This is a genomic window from Bradyrhizobium diversitatis (assembly GCF_016031635.1).
Classification (GTDB): domain Bacteria; phylum Pseudomonadota; class Alphaproteobacteria; order Rhizobiales; family Xanthobacteraceae; genus Bradyrhizobium; species Bradyrhizobium diversitatis.
The window spans coordinates 15,334-33,059 of the sequence record NZ_JACEGD010000046.1 but is presented as its reverse complement, the minus strand read 5'-3'; the positions used below and the strand labels follow the sequence as shown (position 1 = coordinate 33,059).

The following is a 17,726-nucleotide window of genomic DNA, read 5'->3' as shown; positions in this document are numbered from 1 at the left end:
AGGCATCCGAGACATCCGCCGATCGCACCGATGATCAGCAGGCGACGTCGCATGCCTGGGCTGCAAGAGCAAGCACTCCGACCATCGGAACGGTCGCGAGCCCGCCCCATCGAGAGCCTGCCGCCGCCGGCGCCGTGGTGGCCGCGATCGACAACAAGCGCGCTTGCGGCTCCGCGATCGATCTTCGTGCAAACAGACAAAAATGTGATTGTCGCTTCGGCGGCGGCCATCACATGATGCAAGTGATGCATGATTCAGATCATGCATGATCAATGCGTTCCGGGGCACACTCCATGACACAAATCGCGATCCAGCCAGCCATTCAACGTCGGCACCAGCCCTGGTACAAGATCCTCTACGTTCAGGTGCTGATCGCGATCGCGCTCGGCGTGCTCATCGGCTATTTCTATCCTGATCTCGGCAAGGCCTTGAAGCCGCTCGGCGACGGCTTCATCGCGCTGATCAAGATGATGATCGCGCCGGTGATCTTCTGCACCGTGGTGCACGGCATCTCCTCGATGGGCGACCTCAAGCGCGTCGGGCGGGTCGGGCTGAAGTCGTTGATCTATTTCGAGACGGTCTCGACCGTCGCGCTCGCGGTCGGACTTTTGGTCGGTGAGATTCTCCAGCCCGGGCACGGCTTCAACATCGATCCGGCCACGATCGACCCGAAGTCGGTGGCGACCTACGTCACCAAGGCTCATGAAGAGGGCATAGTCGCCCATCTGATGGCGATCATTCCCGACAGCTATCTGGGCGCGATCGCGCGCGGCGACCTGCTCCAGGTGCTGCTGATCTCGATCCTCTCCGGCTTCGCCATCGCCTTCCTCGGCAAGGCCGGCGAGCCCATTGCGGATGCGATCGACAAGGCCGCGAAGATGTTCTTCGGCATCATCCGCATCATCGTGCGCGTCGCGCCGATCGGCGCCTTCGGCGCGATGGCGTTCACCGTCGGCGCCTACGGCCTCGGCTCGCTGCTCAACCTCGCGGCGCTGATCGGTACATTCTATCTCACCAGCATGCTGTTTGTACTGGTCGTGTTAGGTGCGATCGCTCGCCTCGCCGGCTTCTCGATCCTGCGCTTCATCGCCTACATCAAGGACGAGCTGCTGATCGTGCTCGGCACGTCCTCCTCCGAGACGGTGCTGCCGCAGATGATCCAGAAGATGGAGCATCTCGGCGCCTCGCGCTCGGTGGTCGGCCTCGTCATTCCGACGGGGTACAGCTTCAATCTCGACGGCACCAACATCTACATGACGCTGGCGACGTTGTTCCTGGCGCAGGCAACCAATACGCATCTGACCATCTGGCAGGAGCTCGGCATTCTCGGCATCGCCATGATCACTTCGAAGGGCGCCTCGGGCGTCACCGGCGCCGGCTTCATCACGCTCGCGGCAACGCTCTCGATCGTGCCCGACATACCGATCCAGTCGATCGCCATCCTGGTCGGCATCGACAAGTTCATGAGCGAGTGCCGCGCGCTGACCAATCTGATCGGCAATGGCGTCGCCTGCGTCGTCATCAGCATCTCCGAAGGCGAGCTCGACCGCGACGCGCTGCACGAGACCATGGCCCACCCGCTGGAGATCGGCGAGGCGCTGGAACCGGGCGGAGGCGCGTAGATCGAAGGCAGGCGACGTTTTTTCCGACGCGGTAGTTTCCCGGAGTGGAAAACCGGCGAGATAAGCGTCACAACAACGGCACTGCGATCACGGATTGATACTCATTTTTTCCACCCGACGCGCTGGGGGCAGGGCGTCGGGTTTTTGTTATTGGAATGATGAGCCCCTGGAATCACGTTCGCCGGCGAGATCGAGCCGCCGCGTGATCCCGATTGCCTGCAGGAATGCCTCGTCATGACTGACGACAAGCAGCGCGCCGTCATAGGCTCTCAAGCCTGCCTCGACGGCTTCGATGGACTCGACATCCAGATGGTTGGTCGGCTCGTCGAGAATGAGCAGGGACGGCGGAGTCGCCCCGCCAAGCACACAGGCAAGGCCTGCACGAAACAACTGCCCGCCGCTCAGGCTTCCGACGATCTGCAAGGCAGCATCGGCGCGAAACATGAACCGCGCCAGCGCGGCATGGCATTCATTCGCTCCCGCCTTCGGATTGAGACGCCCGAAATTGTCCAGGATGGAGGTCGCGGGATCGAGCAGGCTGACCTTCTGGTCGAACAGCGCGAAGTCCGGCCTGACCCGCACGGTGCCGGAGAGCGGGCGCAGCTCGCCCGCGATCAATTTCAGCAGCGTCGTCTTGCCGGAGCCGTTCGGGCCGACCAGCGCGACGCGCTCCGGACCAACGATCATGAGCGATAGATCTTGGAAGACCGGCCGCTCGGGCCGATAGCCTGCACTGACGCCGTCGAGCCAAAGCACCTCCCTGCCCGCCGGCAGGCCGGTCGCGGGCAACCTGACCGACAATGGCTGAAGAATCTCGATACGCCGGCGCGCCGTGTCCGCAGCATCGATGGCCTCCGCACGCCGCCGCTCGGCGATTTGCGTGCTCTTGCCGCCGCTGTCCTCGCTACGATCCTTGCGTGCACCAGCCAGGATCCGCGGCATGTCGCCCTTGGCGCGCTTCTTCCTTCCGCCGCTGTCCTTGCGCGCTTTCCTTTCCGCAGCCTCTTGGGCCTTGCCGTCGATCTCGGAGAGACGCTTCTCGGCATGCGCGAGGTCATGCCGGACGGCCGCAAGCTCGACGGCCTTCTGCTCGCGATACCGACTCCAATTGCCGCCGTATCGCGTAGCTCCGAGCGAGGTCAGTTCGACGATCGCATCCATGGTCTCCAGCAAGCCCCGGTCGTGGCTGACGACGATCGCGCCGCCGCGCCAGGCGGCGAGCAGATCAGTCACCGCTTTGCGTCCGTCCCGGTCGAGATTGTTGGTGGGCTCGTCCAGGAGCAGGAAGTCGGGCGCGGCGAAGATCAGTGCGGCGAGTCGAACCCGGGTGATCTGGCCGCCGGATAGGCAAGACAGCTCCGTGTCGGGAGATGGATCGAACCCGAGGCGCGCCAGCGCGGCTTCAAGCCGGGTCTCGAGCGTCCAGTCGATCGCTGCGATGTCATCGGCAGAGGCATCGCCTCGCTCCGCACGGCGAAGCAGGTCGAGCGCCCGCCGCACGCCGAACAGGTCGGCTACGGTCGTGCCGGCAAGAACCTGCACATCCTGGCGCAACAAGCCGATAGTGCCGTTAGCCAGAACGCGCCCTGATCGGGGCACATGTTCACCTATGATCGACGCAAGCAGCGTCGTTTTCCCGACGCCGTTGCGGCCGACGAGACCGGTACGCTCGGTCGTGAACGTCAGATCGATGTTGGAAAGAAGAGAACGGCCGTCAGGCGTGGACAGCGACAGGTTCGACAGAATGATCGAGGCAGGCATGGAATTCCCCGTGAGCAAGGCAGGTGGGCTTTGCGGTCGGGGTCATATCCATGGCTACAAGTATCCTGATTGAGGGACTCTCCAAGTAGTCCCATCGAACGGCGAGATCAAGGCGGGACGCGAGGAGGACGACAGCGCGGAAGGCGCTGTCGTCCTTCGTCGCCGTGCGCGGTCAACCCTTCAGGGCGGTGACCACCACCTCGATCAGCGCGCCGCCGCCGAGATCGGCGACGCCGACGGTGGCGCGGGTGGGGAGATTGTCGCCGAAGAACTCGGTCCAGGCCGCATCCATCTCCTTCTTCCTGGAGAGATCGGTGACGAAGATCGAGGCGCTGACGACGCGAGACTTGTCGGTGCCGGCCTCCTTCAGATAGCCGGCGATCTTGCCGAGGATGTTGCGGGTCTGCTCGCCCATCGAGACCGAGGTGTCGTCGGCGATGGTGCCGCCGAGGAAGACGAAGCCGTTGGCCTCGACGGCGCGATGCATGATGGGCGTGCGGATGCTGCGGGTGATGCTCATGATGTCCTCTTTTTCTAGAGCGTTGAAGGATGGAAGCGGTCGATGCCGAGATCGCCGATTCGGGTCTGGGTGCCGCCATTGACGATCAGCTCCGCCATCACGGCGCCGGCGCCGGGGCCGAGCTGAAAACCGTGCAGCGAGAAGCCGAACTGGTGATAGAGGCCCTTGTGACGGCTGCTCGGCCCGAACACGGGCAGATCGTCCTTCATCCTGGCCTCGATGCCCGCCCATGCGCGGACGATGGTGGCGCTGCGCATCACCGGGAACAGCTCGAACACGGTCCGCGCGCTGGTCGCGAGGCTCTTCCAGTCCAGCACCGTCTCGTTGCGTTCCTGGTCCGGCGTCGCCAGATGACCGCCGCCGATCAGCACGGTGCCGTTCTTGAATTGCTTGAAGGACAGCTTTCGCCCGCGCAGGATCACGACGGGATCGATGAAGTGCAGCACGCGCGAGGTGATCATCAGCATCGGTGCTACCGTCTCGACCGGCACCGGCTCGCCGAGGTCAGCCGCGATCCTGCCGGCCCAGGCGCCGGCGGCGTTGACCAGCACCGGCGCGGCAAAGCTCTCCGAACCGACATCGACGTGCCAGAGGCCGTCACGGTGCCGGATGTTGTCGGCGGCCACGCCTTCGCGCACGGTTGCACCGAGCAGCTCGGCCTTGCGGCGAAACGCCGTCGTCGTCTGCGCCGGATTAGCCGCGCCGTCACGGCGCGAGACAATACCGCCGGGACAGGTCTCGGCCACCGCTGGCACCAGCCGGCGCAGTTCGGCGGCGTCGATCAGTTCCTCGTGGGTGAAGCCTAGCGCGTTGAGCTCGGCGACACGCGCGCGGCAGATCGCGAGCTCGTCCTCGTTCTCGGCAACCAGCACCTGACCGTAGCTCTCGAAGCTGCAATCGTCGTCGAGGAGATCTGAGATCTTCTCCCATATCCCCATCGAGCGGATCGAGAGCGGAATCTCCGGGATGTGCCGCGCGAGCTGGCGCACGCCGCCGGCGTTGACGCCCGAGGCGTGACGGCCGGCATAATCCTTCTCGATCAGCACCGGCTTCAAGCCGGCGAGGCACAGATGCAGCGCGGTCGAACATCCGTGGATGCCGCCGCCAATGACGATCGCATCCACGTTTGTGCTCATCCGCGCACCACGGCCCTGACGTCGGCCTCGCTCTTGGGAACGGCGGCGAGCTCGGCCAGCGTGATCGGCTTCACCGGCGCACGCAGGCGGTAATAGCCGATCTCCTGCGGGGACTTGCCGCGCGCCTGCGCCATCAGCTCGGTGACGGTGAGGCCGCAGAGTCGGCCCTGGCACGGACCCATGCCGGTGCGGCGATAGGCCTTGAGCTGGTTCGGCCCGGTCGCGCCGATCGCGACGGAATCGAGAACGTCCTTTGCGGTGACCTCCTCGCAGCGGCAGACGATGGTGTCGCCTGAGGGAATCCGGAAGTGCGGCGCGGGGCGGAACAGCGTGTCGAGGAAGACGCGACCGCGCTCGGCCTTGGCGAGATCGGAACGGAGCATCGCCATCGCGGGGACCTTTGCGGCTGCCGCGGGCGCCAGCGCTTCGACGGCGGCGCACGCGGCAATGCGACCGCGCACCACGGCTGCATTGGCCCCGCCGATACCGGCACCGTCACCGGCGATCGCGATGCCGGCGACCGACGAATTGCCACTGGCGTCCAATACTGGAGACCAGCACAATTGCAGGTCATCCCAACGATGCTCGATGCCGGCGGACATCGCCAGATTGACGTTGGGCACGACGCCCTGATGCAGCAGCAACAGGTCCGCAGCGATCGTCTCGCGCTTGCCGCCGGCGACATAGCTCACGCTGGCAAGCTGGCCATCACCGGAAGCCGCAAGCTCGGTGACACCCGAGACGACCTGCACCTTCGCCTTCACCTCGCGCATCATCGACAGGCCCTTGGCGAAATAGGGCGAGGTCAGGAAGGCGAAAGCGTGCGGAAGCGCCGCGAAATAATTGCCACGCTCGGTGGTGTCGAGGATGCGGTCGATGCGGCCGCCGAGACGCAAAATCTGCGCGGCTAGCAGCCAGAGCAGCGGCCCCTGCCCCGCGATCACCGTGCGTCCATCAGGCACCAGCGCCGACGACTTCAGCATGGTCTGCGCCGCGCCGGCAGTCATCACGCCCGGCAGCGTCCAGCCGGGAATCGGGAACGGCCGCTCCAGCGCGCCGGTCGCCAGAATCACGCGTTTCGCCTTGACGAAGGCGGAGGCGCCGCCGATCGACACGGCGATGTCGAGATTGCGATCGAGGCTCCAGACGGTGGCACGATGGATGATCTCGGCGCCGCTCGCACGCAGCGCCTGCACGAGATCGGCCCCGACCCAATAATCGGCGCCGAGCTGATTGCGCTCGGTCACCGGTGTCGAGGCGATCGCGCGAAACACCTGGCCGCCGGGACCGACATTCTCGTCGAGCAGCAACGTCGACAGGCCGGCCTCGGCGGATGTCGCGGCAGCAGCGAGACCCGCCGGCCCGGCGCCGATCACCACCATGTCATACGCTTCGCGCTTGGGAGCCACAGTCATTTTCCGATCTCCCGCTTGCCCTTCTGGATTTCGACCTGCATGCCCTCCGCAACCGGCACGAGGCAGCCCTGGCGATTGCCGACGCCGTCGATGGTGACGAGGCAGTCGAAGCACACGCCCATCATGCAATAGGGCAGACGCGGCGCGCCGCTCACTGCGGTGGAACGCCGTGCGTCCACGCCGGAGGCCAACAGTGCGGCAGAGACGGTGTCGCCCTGGCGCGCCGCGACGGCGACACCGTCGACGAGGATCTGCACTTGCGGACGCTTGTCCTGTTCGGATCGCTTGAACATGGGGATGCCTCTTGGCTCCTTCTCAGAATCTCTAGTAGCCGCTGCCGTTCGCAGCACCTCCGCCGCCAAAACGGCTGGCCGAGAACGCGCCGACCAGCTCCGGCTCGAGCGCGCCCTGCGCCACCATCCGCGCGATCTCGAAAGCGTGGTTGGAGGCGAGTGTCACGCCGGAATGGCAGCAGGCGACGAAGGCGCCGGGATGCGTCTCCGACTGGTCGTAGATCGGAAAACCGTCCTGCGGCATCACGCGAATGCCGGACCAGCTCCTGACCACGTTGAGTCGCGACAGATGCGGGAACATGCGCTGCGCGCGATCGGCCATGACACCGCTGATCGACGGCTTCAGCGTGCGATCGTCGAGCTCGTCCTCCTTGCTGTCGCCGATCATCACCGTGCCCTCGTCGGTCTGGCGGATCGTGGTCAGCGGATGCGGCAGGAACGGCATGGTGCGCTCGGTCACGACGACCTGGCCGCGGGTCGGGCCCATCGGCGCAAAGAGGCCGACCATCGGCGCCAGCGTCTGGTTGGCATTGCCGGCGGCCAGCACGATCTTGGCGGCACGCAGTTCACCCTGCGGCGTGGTCAAGCGAAATTCACCGCCGCTCTTGCTGATCGCCGAGACCGGGCGCTCCGGAAAATAGTCGATGCCGAACGCAATGAAGCCGGTGTGAAACGCGCGGAAGGTGCGCAGCGAATTGACGTGGCCGTCGAGCGGGCAATAGCTGCCGCCGGAGACCTCGGGGCCGATGAGCGGCAGCGCCTTCTTCACCTCGGACGGCCGCAGCATTTCCATCTTGTAGTCGGCCGCGCCGACCTGGTTGTGCATGCGCTTGACGAGCTCGGCGCGCTGGCCGAATTCGTCCTCGCCGAGCGTGAGATGGAAGCCGCCATTCTGCTGAAGGGCAACGTCGAGCCCCGTCTGCTGCTTCAGCTCGGAGGCCAGCCGGCCCCATGCCTGCGAGGCCTGCACGGTCCACACCGTATAGGCGGGCATGCCGAGCCCCTTGCTCTGCACCCACACCAGCGCAAAGTTCGCGCGCGAGGCGCGCTTGGTAATGTCGCCTTCGTCGAGCACGGCGACCTTCTTGCCGAGCCGGCCGAGGCCCCAGGCAATGGCGGAGCCGAGCAGTCCGCCGCCGACGACGGCGACGTCGTAGTCCGTTCGCATAGGTTCTCCTATCGTCCCGTATCGCCTTTGCCGGCGAGCACACGGTCGAGCCCGTAGATGCGGTCGAGCAGAATGAGGGCGGTCATGGTGATCGCGATCACGCAGGCCGAGACCGACGTCACCAGCGGATCGATGTTGTCCTGGATATAAAGGAACATGCGCACCGGCAACGTCTCGGTGCCGGGTGCCGCGAGGAAGACGGTCATGGTGAGATCGTCGAAGGACTGGATGAAGGCGAGCGCCCAGCCGCTGATGACGCCGGGCAGGATCAGCGGCAGCGTCACGCGGCGGAACAATGTCCAGCCGCCAGCGCCGAGCGAGACCGCCGCCATCTCGACGGTGCGGTCCATGCCGGTTGCCGCCGCCAGCGTCAGCCGCAGCGCGAACGGAAACACGATGATGACATGCGCGACGATCAGCGCGGCAAAGGTCCCGCCCAGCCCGGCCGAGGTGAAGAACCGCAGGAAGGCGATGCCGAGCACGACATGCGGGATCATTAGCGGCGACAGGAACAGCGCCGCCAGCGCATCACGGCCGCGAAAGCGATAGCGCGCGATCGCGAGCGCCGCCGGCACCGCGAACAGGAGCGCCACGAGCGAGGACAGCGCGCCGAGGCCGAGGCTGACCCAGAAGGCGTGGATGAATTCGGGATAGTTCGCGATGGTCCTGAACCAGCGCAGCGAAAATCCGTTGGTCGGCAAGGAAAGAAAGCCTTCCGGCGTGAAGGCGACGAGGCAGACCACCAGGATCGGCGCCACCATGACGATGACGAAGACGGTGTGGAAGATCAGCGCGAGCGGGCCGTTCCGGCTCATCGGAACACCTCCGCATAGCGCCGCTCGATCAGTGCGTTGCTGCCGACGACGATCAGCACCAGCGCGACCAGCAGCAGCGTCGCGACCGCAGCCCCCAGCGGCCAGTTCAGGGTGTTGAGGAATTCGTCATAGGCGAGCGTCGCCGCGACCTTGAGCCGGCGGCCGCCGATGATCGCCGGCGTCGCGAAGGCGCTGGCCGAGAGCGAGAACACGATGATGGCGCCCGACAGCACGCCCGGCAAGATCTGCGGCATGATGATGCGGCGGATGATGGTCGCAGGGCCCGCGCCGAGCGACATCGCGGCATTCTCGATCTGGGGGTCGAGGCGCTGAAGTGCGGCCCACACCGACAGCACCATGAACGGCATCATCACGTGCGCAAGGGCGATAATCATCCCCGTTTCGGTGAACATGAAGGGGATGGGGGAGCGCATGACCCCGAGCGACATCAGGAGCTTGTTGACGAGGCCGTTGTTGCCGCCGAACAGCAGCGCCCAGCCGAGTGTGCGCGCAACGACGGAGATCAAGAGCGGCCCGAGAATGACCAGCAGGAAGAAGCTCTTCCAGCGGCCGCTCATGCGGTTGAGGATATAGGCTTCGGGCGCGCCCAACACGGCCGTGAGCAGCGTGGTCAGGATCGCGATGCGGAACGTCCGCCAGAACATCTCGGCGTAATAGGGATCGGTGGCGATCTCGTGCCAGTTCTTGAGGATGAAGACCGGCTCGATGCCCTTGTACTGGCCCCAATCGTGGAACGACAGCATCACCGTCATCGCCAGCGGAATCAGCAGCACGCCGACGAACAGCATCAAGGCGGGCACGGTCAGCACCCACGGCGCGCGTAGGCTGCGCTCCTCGGCGGCCATGCTCATGCGCCAGCCCTCGCGCGCACGCTCATGTCCTCGGAACGCCAAGTGAGGCGAACCGCGTCGCCTTCGGCCGGCTGCGCTTTGCCGTCATTCTGGCGGATCACGATCGCCGGGCCGCATTCGCTGTCGCACTGAAACAGCCAGTGATTGCCCTGGAAGATGCGCGTGATGATTTTTGCGCTGAGCCCTGTATCGCCAAAGCCGATTCTTTCGGGGCGAACACTGACGGTGACGGCACCGCCAAGCCCGGCCGGCGCCGGTGCGCGCCAGGAGCCGGCCACCAACTGCGTCGGCGCGACGGTCCGGTCGATCGTTCCGGCAAAGTCGTTGGTCTTGCCGAGGAACTGCGAGACGAAGGCCGAGGCCGGCTTCTCGTAGGTTTCCTGCGGCGTGCCGATCTGCTCGATCCTGCCCTGGCTCATCACCACGATGCGGTCGGACAGCGACATCGCCTCGTTCTGGTCGTGAGTGACAAGGATCGTGGTAGTACCGATGGTGCGCTGGATCTGGCGCAGCTCGATCTGCATTTCCTCGCGCAGCTTGGCGTCGAGGTTCGACAGCGGTTCGTCGAGCAGCAGCACGCTCGGCTTGATCACCAGCGCACGCGCCAGCGCCACGCGCTGCTGCTGGCCGCCGGACATGCGGCGTGGGTGACGATCCTCGTAGCCGGAGAGCCCCACCATTGCCAGCGCGGCCCGAACGCGCTTGGCCCGCTCGCCTCGCGGCACGCCACGCATCTCCAGGCCAAAGGCGACGTTCTCCGCCGCGGTCATGTGCGGAAACAGCGCGTAGCTCTGGAACACGATGCCGAGGCCGCGCTTGGCCGGATGGATGGCGGTGAGGTCCTTGCCCTCGAGGCGGATCGCGCCACGCGTGGGATCGAGGAAGCCTGCGATCATCTGCAATGTCGTGGTCTTGCCGCAGCCGGACGGGCCGAGGAAGGAGATGAACTCCCCCTTTCCCACCGACAGGCTGAAGTCGTCGACCACAGTCTGCGCGCCGAACTGCTTTGCGACCCGATCGAGCTCGAGATAGGCCATGACGCTGTCTCCGCTCGCGACCGGTCAGCGCTCGACCTCGCGATTCCAGCGCTTGGTCCACTCCTCGCGCTTCTCGTTGATGACGGTCCAGTCGGGATTGTAGAGCTTGGCCGCGCGCTCGCCGATCGGCGCCATCTTGCCGAGCTCGGGTGGGACCACCAGCGATTTCAGCACCGGGCCGTAGCCGTAATCCTTCAGCAGCACGAGCTGGATCTTCGGATCGAGCAGCATCTTGACGAAGCTCGCGGCGAGCGGCGAGGCATTCGGCTTGGCGATCGGACACGCCGTCGTCAGCAGCGTCGCCGCACCTTCATTCGGATAGATGAAGTCGACGGGGAAGCCGGTATTGGCGAAGCTCTGCACACGGCCGGTGCCCCAAACCGCGATCACGGCCTGGCCGGACTGGAACAGCTCGGTCATCTTGCCCGGCGACGGCTCATAGGCCAGCACGTTCGGATTGATCTGTTCCTTGAAGATCTTGAAGCCGGATTCGACGTTGGTCTCGCCGCCGCCGTTCATCTTCGACAGCATCACCAGCGCTTCGAGACCATAGGTGTTGTTGATCGGCGGGATCACGAGCTGCTTGGCGTATTTCGTGTCCTTCAGATCATTCCACGAGGTCGGCGGCGCCCAGCCTTTCTCCTTGAACACCTTCGTGTTGTACATCAGGCCAGTCGCGACGATGCCGATCGCGACGGCGCGATCGTCCTTGAAGCGGGCGGTGTCGTAGAGATCGGCCGGCAGCCCGTCGAGCTTGCCGCAGAAGCCGAGTTGGATCGCCTGATACATCGGACCGTCGTCGACGATGGCGACGTCGATCTGCTGGTTGCCTTTCTGCGCCTGAAGCTTTGCCAGCGTGTCGGTGGAGTTACCGGCGACGTACTCGACCTTGACGCCGTTTGCCTTCTCGAAGGCCGGGATCACCTCGTCGCGGATCGTCTTTTCGAACGAGCCGCCGTAGCCGGCGACGTAGAGGGTCTTTTGCTGGGCCGAGGCGACCGACGGGGCGGCAACGAGCGCCGCGATGCTGACCGCTGTCAGAAGGCGAAGAGTCTTCATTTGGACCGATCTCCAATACCGGAATGAGGTGACGTGCCGACAAGTCTCCGGCCGAAGCCCCTTCCGCATTTCCTTCCGCGCAAACCCTCTCCGGACGGGGCTCCGGCCCCCGTTCGGCAGGTTCTGGCGCGATCTGGAGGTTCGAACTCCTCCAATCTGCCGAAAAAGCGGGCTGACTCCAGCTCTGATGAAAAAGATCGCAACCTAAACTTCCATCGTCCAATGAATAATGGCACCCTCTGCATGCCAAAATGTTATGATTGGATTGTGGGGATGGCGCGGATCAATTCGCGGCAGGTGGAGGCCTTCCGCGCGACAATGCTGACGGGCAGCGTGACGGAGGCGGCGGCGCTGATGAAGGTGACGCAGCCGGCCGTCAGCCGGTTGCTGCGCGACCTCCAGGCCCTGCTGAAAATGGAGCTGTTCGAGCGGCGCGGCACCGGTCTGGTGCCGACCGCCGCGGCGATGGCGCTCTACACCGAGGTCGAGCGCTCCTTCGTGGGCCTCGAACGCATCACTGCGGCGGCGGAAGAAATCCGCGGCCGCCGCACGGGCTCGCTACGCATCGCCGCACTGCCGGCGCTCTCGAACGGCTATCTGCCGCGGCTCACCGGTCACTTCCTGAAGGAGCGGCCAAACCTCAACCTGGCCTTCTTCGGTGTCATCTCGCCGATCGTGGTCGACTGGGTGCTGAACAATCAATGTGACGTCGGCTTTGCCGAGGTGCCGATCGCGCATTCCGGTCTGCCGAGCCAGAGACTGCCGGCGCCGGCGCGCGTCGCAGTGCTGCCGACCGGTCATCGCCTCGCGGAGAAGGAAGTCCTGGAGCCGTGCGATTTCGAGGGCGAGACCTTCATCTCGCTGTCGGCGGGATCGTCGAGCCGGCATCTTGTCGACCAGGTCTTCCACCGCCACGATGTCCGCCGCGTGCTGCGCGTCGAGACCACGCTGTCGGAGATCATGTGCGGCATGGTGTCGTCAGGGCTTGGCGTCGCAATCTGCGATCCCTTCACGGCGCAGGAATTTGCAACGCGCGGCATCGTCGTGCGCCGCTTCCTGCCGCGCATCGACTTCGAATTCTCCGCGGTCTTTCCGGCGCAGCGCAGTCCTTCACCGGTGGCGCTGGACCTGGTCGAGACCATGCGCAAGGCGCTGGTGGAGTTTGAGGATTAGGGCTTCGCTTCGAACAGTGCAGCCACAGGCTCGCTGCAACCTTCCCGCTTGCGGGAGAGGTCGGCGCGTCCGGGCGATGCGAAGCATCGTCCCGCGCGTCGGGAGAGAGTTCTCTCCACACGGGGAGTGTTCCTACGAGGAGAGAGCCCTCTCCCGCAAGCGGGAGAGGGAGCGCACTTTCCTCGAGGCGACGATCATGCGCAAAAAAAAGCGATCAGCCGTTGAACGCGGCCTGCGCCTCCGGCAGGTCCCAGATCTTGCCGATCGCGGCGGTGCCCGCCGCAATGATCGCCGCCTCGTCCGCGCCGAGATAGCGTCCCTCATCGACCAGCACACGACCGTCGACTATGACCTGATCGATATTGGCACGGTTGGCGAGTGCGATCAGCGCGCGGCGCGGATCGAACAGCGGCTGCAGATGCGGATGGGTGAGATCGACAACGGTGAGATCTGCGGTCGCGCCCGGTTCGATCCGGCCGAGATCGGGGCGCTTGATGACGTCGGTGGCAACAACCGTGTTCGCTTCGATCAGCTCCGGCGAGTTCGCGACGTCGGGACGCGCCGAGGTGATCTTTGAGATCAGCGAGGCGGCATTGAGCTCACCGAGCAGGTCCATGTTGTAGCCGTCGGTGCCGACCACGGTGCGCACACCGTGCTCGGCGAAGCGGCTGAAGGCCGCGGTGATGCCGGCGCGCGCGAAGACGCGCGGGCAGTTCAGCACGGTCATGCCGCGCGCGGCCATCAGCCTGAGGTCGTCGTCGCTGCTGAACATGCAATGCGCCGCCATGAGGTCGGGCGCCAGCAGGCCAAGCCAGTCCAGATATTGCGCCGGGGTGCGGCCGCCGTAGCGCTTGCCGATGGTCTCGACCTCGGCGCGGCTCTGAGCCATGTGCGTCGTGATGGGCACCCCGAGCTCGCGCGCCCGGGTGGCGCAGGCCTTCAGCAGATCGGGGCCGCATGTGTCGGTGGCATGCGGGCTCATGGCGAGGCTGATGCGGCCGTCGCCGCGATTATTCCAGCGCTGATAGAGCGCATTCCACGTCGCCATGTCCGCAGCGCCGTCGTCGCCGGAATATTGGACCACACCGTCCGGCCCGGCCTTTGCATCCGAGGTCGAGAACAGATAGGGCGCACCATAGAAGCGGATGCCCATCTCCTTCGCCGCGTCGAACATTTCCGGAATCGAATTGCGGAATGGCTCCATCACCGTGGTTGCGCCGCCCTTGAGCAGCTGGAGGATGCCGAGCCGTGCCACCGCAAGCCGCTCTTCCGCCGACAGGATATCGGCGCCGCGCTTGGTCAGCGGCAGCAGCACCGTGTAGACGATGCTCTGGTTGTTCTTGCGGCCGTTGCCGTCCTCGGTGTGACTGCGCGCCACCGCTTCCGAAAAGCAGTGATTGTGCAGGTTGAGCAGACCCGGCAGGACGAAGCGGCCTGGGCGATCATGGACCTGATCGGCGCGCGGCTTGTCGCGCGTGATCGCGGCGATCTTCTTGCCTTCGACCAGAACCCAGTGGTCGCGCAAGACATCCTGCGCGCCGTCTTTCCGTGACAGCACATAGCTGCCGAAGATTGCTGTGGTGCTCATGCGGGACGCACGTTCCAGAAGACGGCGGTGCCGTCGAGAATGCCGGTGATCGCCTTGCGATAGGCGGTCGGCTGTTTGTACAGCCCGATCGGAATATACGGGATTTCCTTGAACGCGACCGCTTGGATCTCGCGGCAGATGCGCTGCTGCTCGGCGAGCTCTGAGGCCGCCAGCCATTGGCTGCGCAGCGGCCCCATCTTCTCGCTCGCATACCAGCCGGCGACCTTGCCTTCGCCGCGGATGTTGGTGTTGCCGGCCGGGTTGAGCCAGTCGATGCCCTGCCAGTTGCCGACAGCGGCGCTCCAGCCGCCCTGCCCGATCGGGTCCTTCTTCAGCTGACGCTGCAGCACGACAGCGAAATCCAGCCCGGCATATTCGACGTTCATGCCGGCCTTGCGCAGGCTGTCGACCGCGATCTCGCCGAGCGGCTTCTGCGCCAGCGAGTTGGTGGGAACCAGCACCACGATCTTCTCGCCGTTGTAGCCGGCGGCTTTCAGGTCGGCCTTCACCTTGGCGTAGTCGCGCGGGCCGCGGAACACCTCGAGCCCGACCTCGCTCGCCATCGGCGTGCCGGGCGCGAAGAAACCGATCGGCGCGACCTGAAAGGCCGGGTCGGTGCCGGCAACCGCGGTCATGAACGCGGACTGGTCGATCGCACCCAGCAGCGCGCGCCGGATGGCGGGATTGTCAAACGGCGGCTGCAAATGATTGAGGCGCAGCATGCAGGCGTAGCCGCGGGGATCGAGGATACGCGTCTCGATATCGCCGGCCGCCTTGATCACCGGCAACAGATCGTGCGGCGTGGTCTCCTGCCAATCCTGCTCGCCGGTCTGGAGCGCGGCGACACCGGTGCCGGCATCGGGCGTGGTGGTCCAGACCACGCGGTCGTAGTGCACGATCTTCGGTCCGGCGGTCCAATCCGGCTTGCCGTCGGTGCGCGGCTGATAGCGCTCGAACTTGGCGTAGGCGTTGCGCGCGCCCTGCACGCGCTCGTCGGCAAGATAGCGGAACGGGCCGCTGCCGATCACCTCGGTGAGCGGCTTGAACGGATCCTGGCTCGCCAGCCGCTCCGGCATCATGAAGCAGGCGTTGATCGCGGCCTTGCCGAGCGCCTGCGGCAGCAGGGGGAACGGACGCTTGAGACGAAAACGGATGGTACGGTCGTCGGCAGCCAGCAGTTCGGCCGTCGCCTCCAACAACTCGGCGCCAAAGCCGTCGCGCGCGGCCCAGCGGCGGATGCTGGCAACGCAATCGCGGGCGAGCACGCGCTCGCCGTCGTGCCAGAACAGGCCGTCGCGAAGCGTGATATCCCACTGCAGCAGGTCGCCCGAGATGACGTGGCCCGACACCATCTGCGGCGAGACCTGGAGCGAGGCGCTCATGCCGTAGAGCGTGTCGTAGACCATGAAGCCGTGGTTTCGCGACACCTGCGCGGTCGAATAGATCGGATCGACGAAGGCAAGATCGATCACGGGAATGAAGCGCAGCGTGGACTGGGATTCAGCGCGGACGATGCCCGGCAGCGACAGCGCCGGCAGCGCCGCGCCGGCCTTGAGGAGCGAACGGCGGGAGATGGACATCAGCGGTTACCGGCTTCGTGGCGCAGGAAGTTTTCCACGATGTTCTCGCCGGTGGTGATCCAGACATCCGGGCACGACTTTGCGTAGGTCAGGAACTCGCGCAGCAGCCGCAGCCGCATCGGACGGCCGCTGCATTGCGGATGCAGCACGGTCGTCACCATCGCGCCCCAGTCGCGGACCTCATCCAGCTCGTCCTTCCACATCGAGAGCACGTGCTCCTTGGGGAAGATCGAGCGCGGGCTGAAGCGGGCGGAGAGGCCGTGCATCCAGTCGTCATAGCTTGCGGTGACCGGCAGCTCGATCGTGCCGGGCTTGCCGTCGCCGAGCCGATGGCGATAGGGCCTGACGTCGTCGCGGAACGAGGACGTGTAGACGATGCCGTGGCGCACCAGCGCGACGCGCAGCTCCTCGGTGAACTCGCCGTAAGGCGCGCGATAACCGGTCGGCTTGACGCCGAGCCGGCGCTTCAACGCCTCGAAGCCGCGCTCCAGCTCCTCCTCGATCCAGGGATCGCCGGGATCGGGCAACAGATGGTGATAGCCGTGATGGCCGATCTCGTGACCGGCCTTGAGGATGGACTCCGCCATTGCCGGATGCGCATCGACCGACCAGCCCGTGACGAAGAACGTCGCCTTGAGATCGAGCTGGCCGAGCAGCTCCAGCAGTTTTGGTGTGCCGACGCGCGCCTCATAGCCGCCATAGCTCATGGTGATGAGCCGCTGCGCATGACCTGCGTCCTTGCTGGTCCAGGCGCTCTCGGCGTCCACGTCGAACGACAGGAACATCGCGGATGTGTACGGCTTCGGCCAGGGATAGTCGGGCGCGGGATCCGCGGTGTTGGCCGGAACGAGCGGAATGCTCTGGAGTGCCTTACTGTCCAGCATTGATGGTCGCCTTCTCGATTGCGTTGTCGCTCAATTTCCACTTCGCCAGCAGCGTCTTGTAGGTGCCATCCGCGATCAGCGCGTCGACCGCCACCAGCATGGCCTGCTGCAATGCCTTCTCCTTCACCGGCAGGGCAATGCCGGTGAACTGCTGCGCGATGGGCTCGCCCACCGTCGCATAGGTGTTGGGCTCGAGCTCCATGATGTAGGGCAGCGTCTCGTTGCCCTGGGCGGCGGCATCGATGCGGCCCTGCCGCAGCTGCGTGCGCGCGTCGGCCGAGCCGTCGGTGCCGACGAATTGGATCGGATTGCCGCCGCAATTCTTCTCGCTCCACGCCGCGATCTGGGCCGGGAACATGGTGCGGCGGCTGGCGCCGACCTTCTTGCCGCACAGCGATACGGCATCCTTGAACTCGGCCTTGCGCGACGCCTGCACGAAGAACTGCGGACCGCTGCGCAAGTAATCCACGAAGGTCGCGACCTCGTGCCGGCTCGCATAGTCGGTGAAGCCGGACAGGATCGCATCCACCCGCCCGGTCGAGATCGAGGGCATGAACTCGGCAAAGCTGGTCTCGGTCCATTCGATCTTGACGCCGAGCTTGCGGCCGATGGCTTCGCCGAGATCGACGTCGAAGCCGGAGAGCGCGTTGGTGGCGGGATCGCGGAATTCCATCGGCGGGTAGTTCGGCACCAAGGCGACCTTGATGCTGCCGCGCTTGGCGATCTCAGGCGGCAATTCGGCCGCCATCGCCGACGCGCTCATGGCGCCCAGGAACGCCGCCGCAAGCAAAAATCTCTTCATC

The 17,726-nt window shown here is 65.4% G+C and carries 16 protein-coding genes; 2 read left to right on the top strand and 14 right to left on the bottom strand.

What is annotated here, in order from left to right:
* Positions 1–293 precede the first annotated feature (293 nt).
* Complete coding sequence (locus H1B27_RS34675; protein WP_061880882.1) at positions 294–1,622, top strand: dicarboxylate/amino acid:cation symporter; 1,329 nt, start codon at positions 294–296, stop codon at positions 1,620–1,622.
* Positions 1,623–1,769: 147 nt separating this feature from the next.
* Here H1B27_RS34675 and H1B27_RS34670 read toward each other — a convergent pair whose 3' ends face one another.
* From H1B27_RS34670 to H1B27_RS34625, 10 genes are all read right to left on the bottom strand, one after another.
* Positions 1,770–3,383 carry an ABC-F family ATP-binding cassette domain-containing protein gene (locus H1B27_RS34670; protein WP_197969118.1) on the bottom strand — a complete coding sequence of 538 codons (1,614 nt, stop codon included), beginning with the start codon at positions 3,381–3,383 and terminating at the stop codon, positions 1,770–1,772.
* A 172-nt stretch (positions 3,384–3,555) separates the two neighbouring features.
* Positions 3,556–3,903, bottom strand: a complete 348-nt coding sequence (locus H1B27_RS34665) for a RidA family protein (RefSeq protein WP_061880884.1) — start codon at positions 3,901–3,903, stop codon at positions 3,556–3,558.
* Between the two features lie 14 nt (positions 3,904–3,917).
* Positions 3,918–5,039 carry an NAD(P)/FAD-dependent oxidoreductase gene (locus H1B27_RS34660; RefSeq protein WP_197969117.1) on the bottom strand — a complete coding sequence of 374 codons (1,122 nt, stop codon included), beginning with the start codon at positions 5,037–5,039 and terminating at the stop codon, positions 3,918–3,920.
* Positions 5,036–6,454, bottom strand: a complete 1,419-nt coding sequence (locus H1B27_RS34655) for an FAD/NAD(P)-dependent oxidoreductase (protein WP_197969116.1) — start codon at positions 6,452–6,454, stop codon at positions 5,036–5,038. The genes H1B27_RS34660 and H1B27_RS34655 overlap by 4 nt, the downstream gene beginning before the upstream one ends.
* Positions 6,451–6,747 (bottom strand): (2Fe-2S)-binding protein, encoded by a 297-nt coding sequence (locus tag H1B27_RS34650; protein WP_197969115.1) that lies wholly within the window; start codon positions 6,745–6,747, stop codon positions 6,451–6,453. The genes H1B27_RS34655 and H1B27_RS34650 overlap by 4 nt, the downstream gene beginning before the upstream one ends.
* A 31-nt stretch (positions 6,748–6,778) precedes the next feature.
* Positions 6,779–7,915, bottom strand: coding sequence for an NAD(P)/FAD-dependent oxidoreductase (locus tag H1B27_RS34645; protein WP_197969114.1), 1,137 nt, complete (start codon positions 7,913–7,915; stop codon positions 6,779–6,781).
* Between the two features lie 8 nt (positions 7,916–7,923).
* Positions 7,924–8,730 carry an ABC transporter permease gene (locus tag H1B27_RS34640; RefSeq protein WP_197969113.1) on the bottom strand — a complete coding sequence of 269 codons (807 nt, stop codon included), beginning with the start codon at positions 8,728–8,730 and terminating at the stop codon, positions 7,924–7,926.
* On the bottom strand, positions 8,727–9,602 hold the full coding sequence (locus H1B27_RS34635; RefSeq protein WP_197969112.1) for an ABC transporter permease: 876 nt from the start codon (positions 9,600–9,602) through the stop codon (positions 8,727–8,729). Before H1B27_RS34635 ends, H1B27_RS34640 begins: the two co-directional genes overlap by 4 nt.
* A complete protein-coding gene (locus tag H1B27_RS34630) occupies positions 9,599–10,639 on the bottom strand; it encodes an ABC transporter ATP-binding protein (protein ID WP_197969111.1) in 1,041 nt (346 codons plus the stop codon). The genes H1B27_RS34635 and H1B27_RS34630 overlap by 4 nt, the downstream gene beginning before the upstream one ends.
* A 24-nt stretch (positions 10,640–10,663) precedes the next feature.
* A complete protein-coding gene (locus H1B27_RS34625; protein WP_197969110.1) occupies positions 10,664–11,698 on the bottom strand; it encodes an ABC transporter substrate-binding protein in 1,035 nt (344 codons plus the stop codon).
* Between the two features lie 273 nt (positions 11,699–11,971).
* On the opposite strand from H1B27_RS34625, the gene H1B27_RS34620 reads away from it, so the two are divergent.
* The gene (locus H1B27_RS34620; protein ID WP_197969109.1) at positions 11,972–12,871 is read left to right on the top strand and encodes a LysR substrate-binding domain-containing protein; all 900 of its coding nucleotides are present in this window, start codon (positions 11,972–11,974) and stop codon (positions 12,869–12,871) included.
* 214 nt (positions 12,872–13,085) lie between these two features.
* On the opposite strand, the gene H1B27_RS34615 is transcribed toward H1B27_RS34620, so the two are convergent.
* The 4 genes from H1B27_RS34615 to H1B27_RS34600 are packed head-to-tail and all read right to left on the bottom strand — an operon-like array spanning position 13,086 to position 17,725.
* Positions 13,086–14,459 carry an amidohydrolase family protein gene (locus tag H1B27_RS34615; protein WP_197969108.1) on the bottom strand — a complete coding sequence of 458 codons (1,374 nt, stop codon included), beginning with the start codon at positions 14,457–14,459 and terminating at the stop codon, positions 13,086–13,088.
* Positions 14,456–16,039 carry an ABC transporter substrate-binding protein gene (locus tag H1B27_RS34610; RefSeq protein WP_197969107.1) on the bottom strand — a complete coding sequence of 528 codons (1,584 nt, stop codon included), beginning with the start codon at positions 16,037–16,039 and terminating at the stop codon, positions 14,456–14,458. The genes H1B27_RS34615 and H1B27_RS34610 overlap by 4 nt, the downstream gene beginning before the upstream one ends.
* On the bottom strand, positions 16,039–16,923 hold the full coding sequence (locus tag H1B27_RS34605) for a polysaccharide deacetylase family protein (protein WP_197969106.1): 885 nt from the start codon (positions 16,921–16,923) through the stop codon (positions 16,039–16,041). The genes H1B27_RS34610 and H1B27_RS34605 overlap by 1 nt, the downstream gene beginning before the upstream one ends.
* Positions 16,910–17,725 (bottom strand): ABC transporter substrate-binding protein, encoded by an 816-nt coding sequence (locus H1B27_RS34600; RefSeq protein WP_197969105.1) that lies wholly within the window; start codon positions 17,723–17,725, stop codon positions 16,910–16,912. Before H1B27_RS34600 ends, H1B27_RS34605 begins: the two co-directional genes overlap by 14 nt.
* Between the last annotated feature and the right edge of the window lies 1 nt (position 17,726).

Bases quoted from the DNA above. Each gene is read 5' to 3' on its own strand.
- H1B27_RS34675 (WP_061880882.1), top strand. From the start codon at position 294: ATGACACAAATCGCGATCCAGCCAGCCATTCAACGTCGGCACCAGCCC.
- H1B27_RS34670 (WP_197969118.1), bottom strand. From the start codon at position 3,383: ATGCCTGCCTCGATCATTCTGTCGAACCTGTCGCTGTCCACGCCTGAC.
- H1B27_RS34665 (WP_061880884.1), bottom strand. From the start codon at position 3,903: ATGAGCATCACCCGCAGCATCCGCACGCCCATCATGCATCGCGCCGTC.
- H1B27_RS34660 (WP_197969117.1), bottom strand. From the start codon at position 5,039: ATGAGCACAAACGTGGATGCGATCGTCATTGGCGGCGGCATCCACGGA.
- H1B27_RS34655 (WP_197969116.1), bottom strand. From the start codon at position 6,454: ATGACTGTGGCTCCCAAGCGCGAAGCGTATGACATGGTGGTGATCGGC.
- H1B27_RS34650 (WP_197969115.1), bottom strand. From the start codon at position 6,747: ATGTTCAAGCGATCCGAACAGGACAAGCGTCCGCAAGTGCAGATCCTC.
- H1B27_RS34645 (WP_197969114.1), bottom strand. From the start codon at position 7,915: ATGCGAACGGACTACGACGTCGCCGTCGTCGGCGGCGGACTGCTCGGC.
- H1B27_RS34640 (WP_197969113.1), bottom strand. From the start codon at position 8,730: ATGAGCCGGAACGGCCCGCTCGCGCTGATCTTCCACACCGTCTTCGTC.
- H1B27_RS34635 (WP_197969112.1), bottom strand. From the start codon at position 9,602: ATGAGCATGGCCGCCGAGGAGCGCAGCCTACGCGCGCCGTGGGTGCTG.
- H1B27_RS34630 (WP_197969111.1), bottom strand. From the start codon at position 10,639: ATGGCCTATCTCGAGCTCGATCGGGTCGCAAAGCAGTTCGGCGCGCAG.
- H1B27_RS34625 (WP_197969110.1), bottom strand. From the start codon at position 11,698: ATGAAGACTCTTCGCCTTCTGACAGCGGTCAGCATCGCGGCGCTCGTT.
- H1B27_RS34620 (WP_197969109.1), top strand. From the start codon at position 11,972: ATGGCGCGGATCAATTCGCGGCAGGTGGAGGCCTTCCGCGCGACAATG.
- H1B27_RS34615 (WP_197969108.1), bottom strand. From the start codon at position 14,459: ATGAGCACCACAGCAATCTTCGGCAGCTATGTGCTGTCACGGAAAGAC.
- H1B27_RS34610 (WP_197969107.1), bottom strand. From the start codon at position 16,039: ATGTCCATCTCCCGCCGTTCGCTCCTCAAGGCCGGCGCGGCGCTGCCG.
- H1B27_RS34605 (WP_197969106.1), bottom strand. From the start codon at position 16,923: ATGCTGGACAGTAAGGCACTCCAGAGCATTCCGCTCGTTCCGGCCAAC.
- H1B27_RS34600 (WP_197969105.1), bottom strand. From the start codon at position 17,725: ATGAAGAGATTTTTGCTTGCGGCGGCGTTCCTGGGCGCCATGAGCGCG.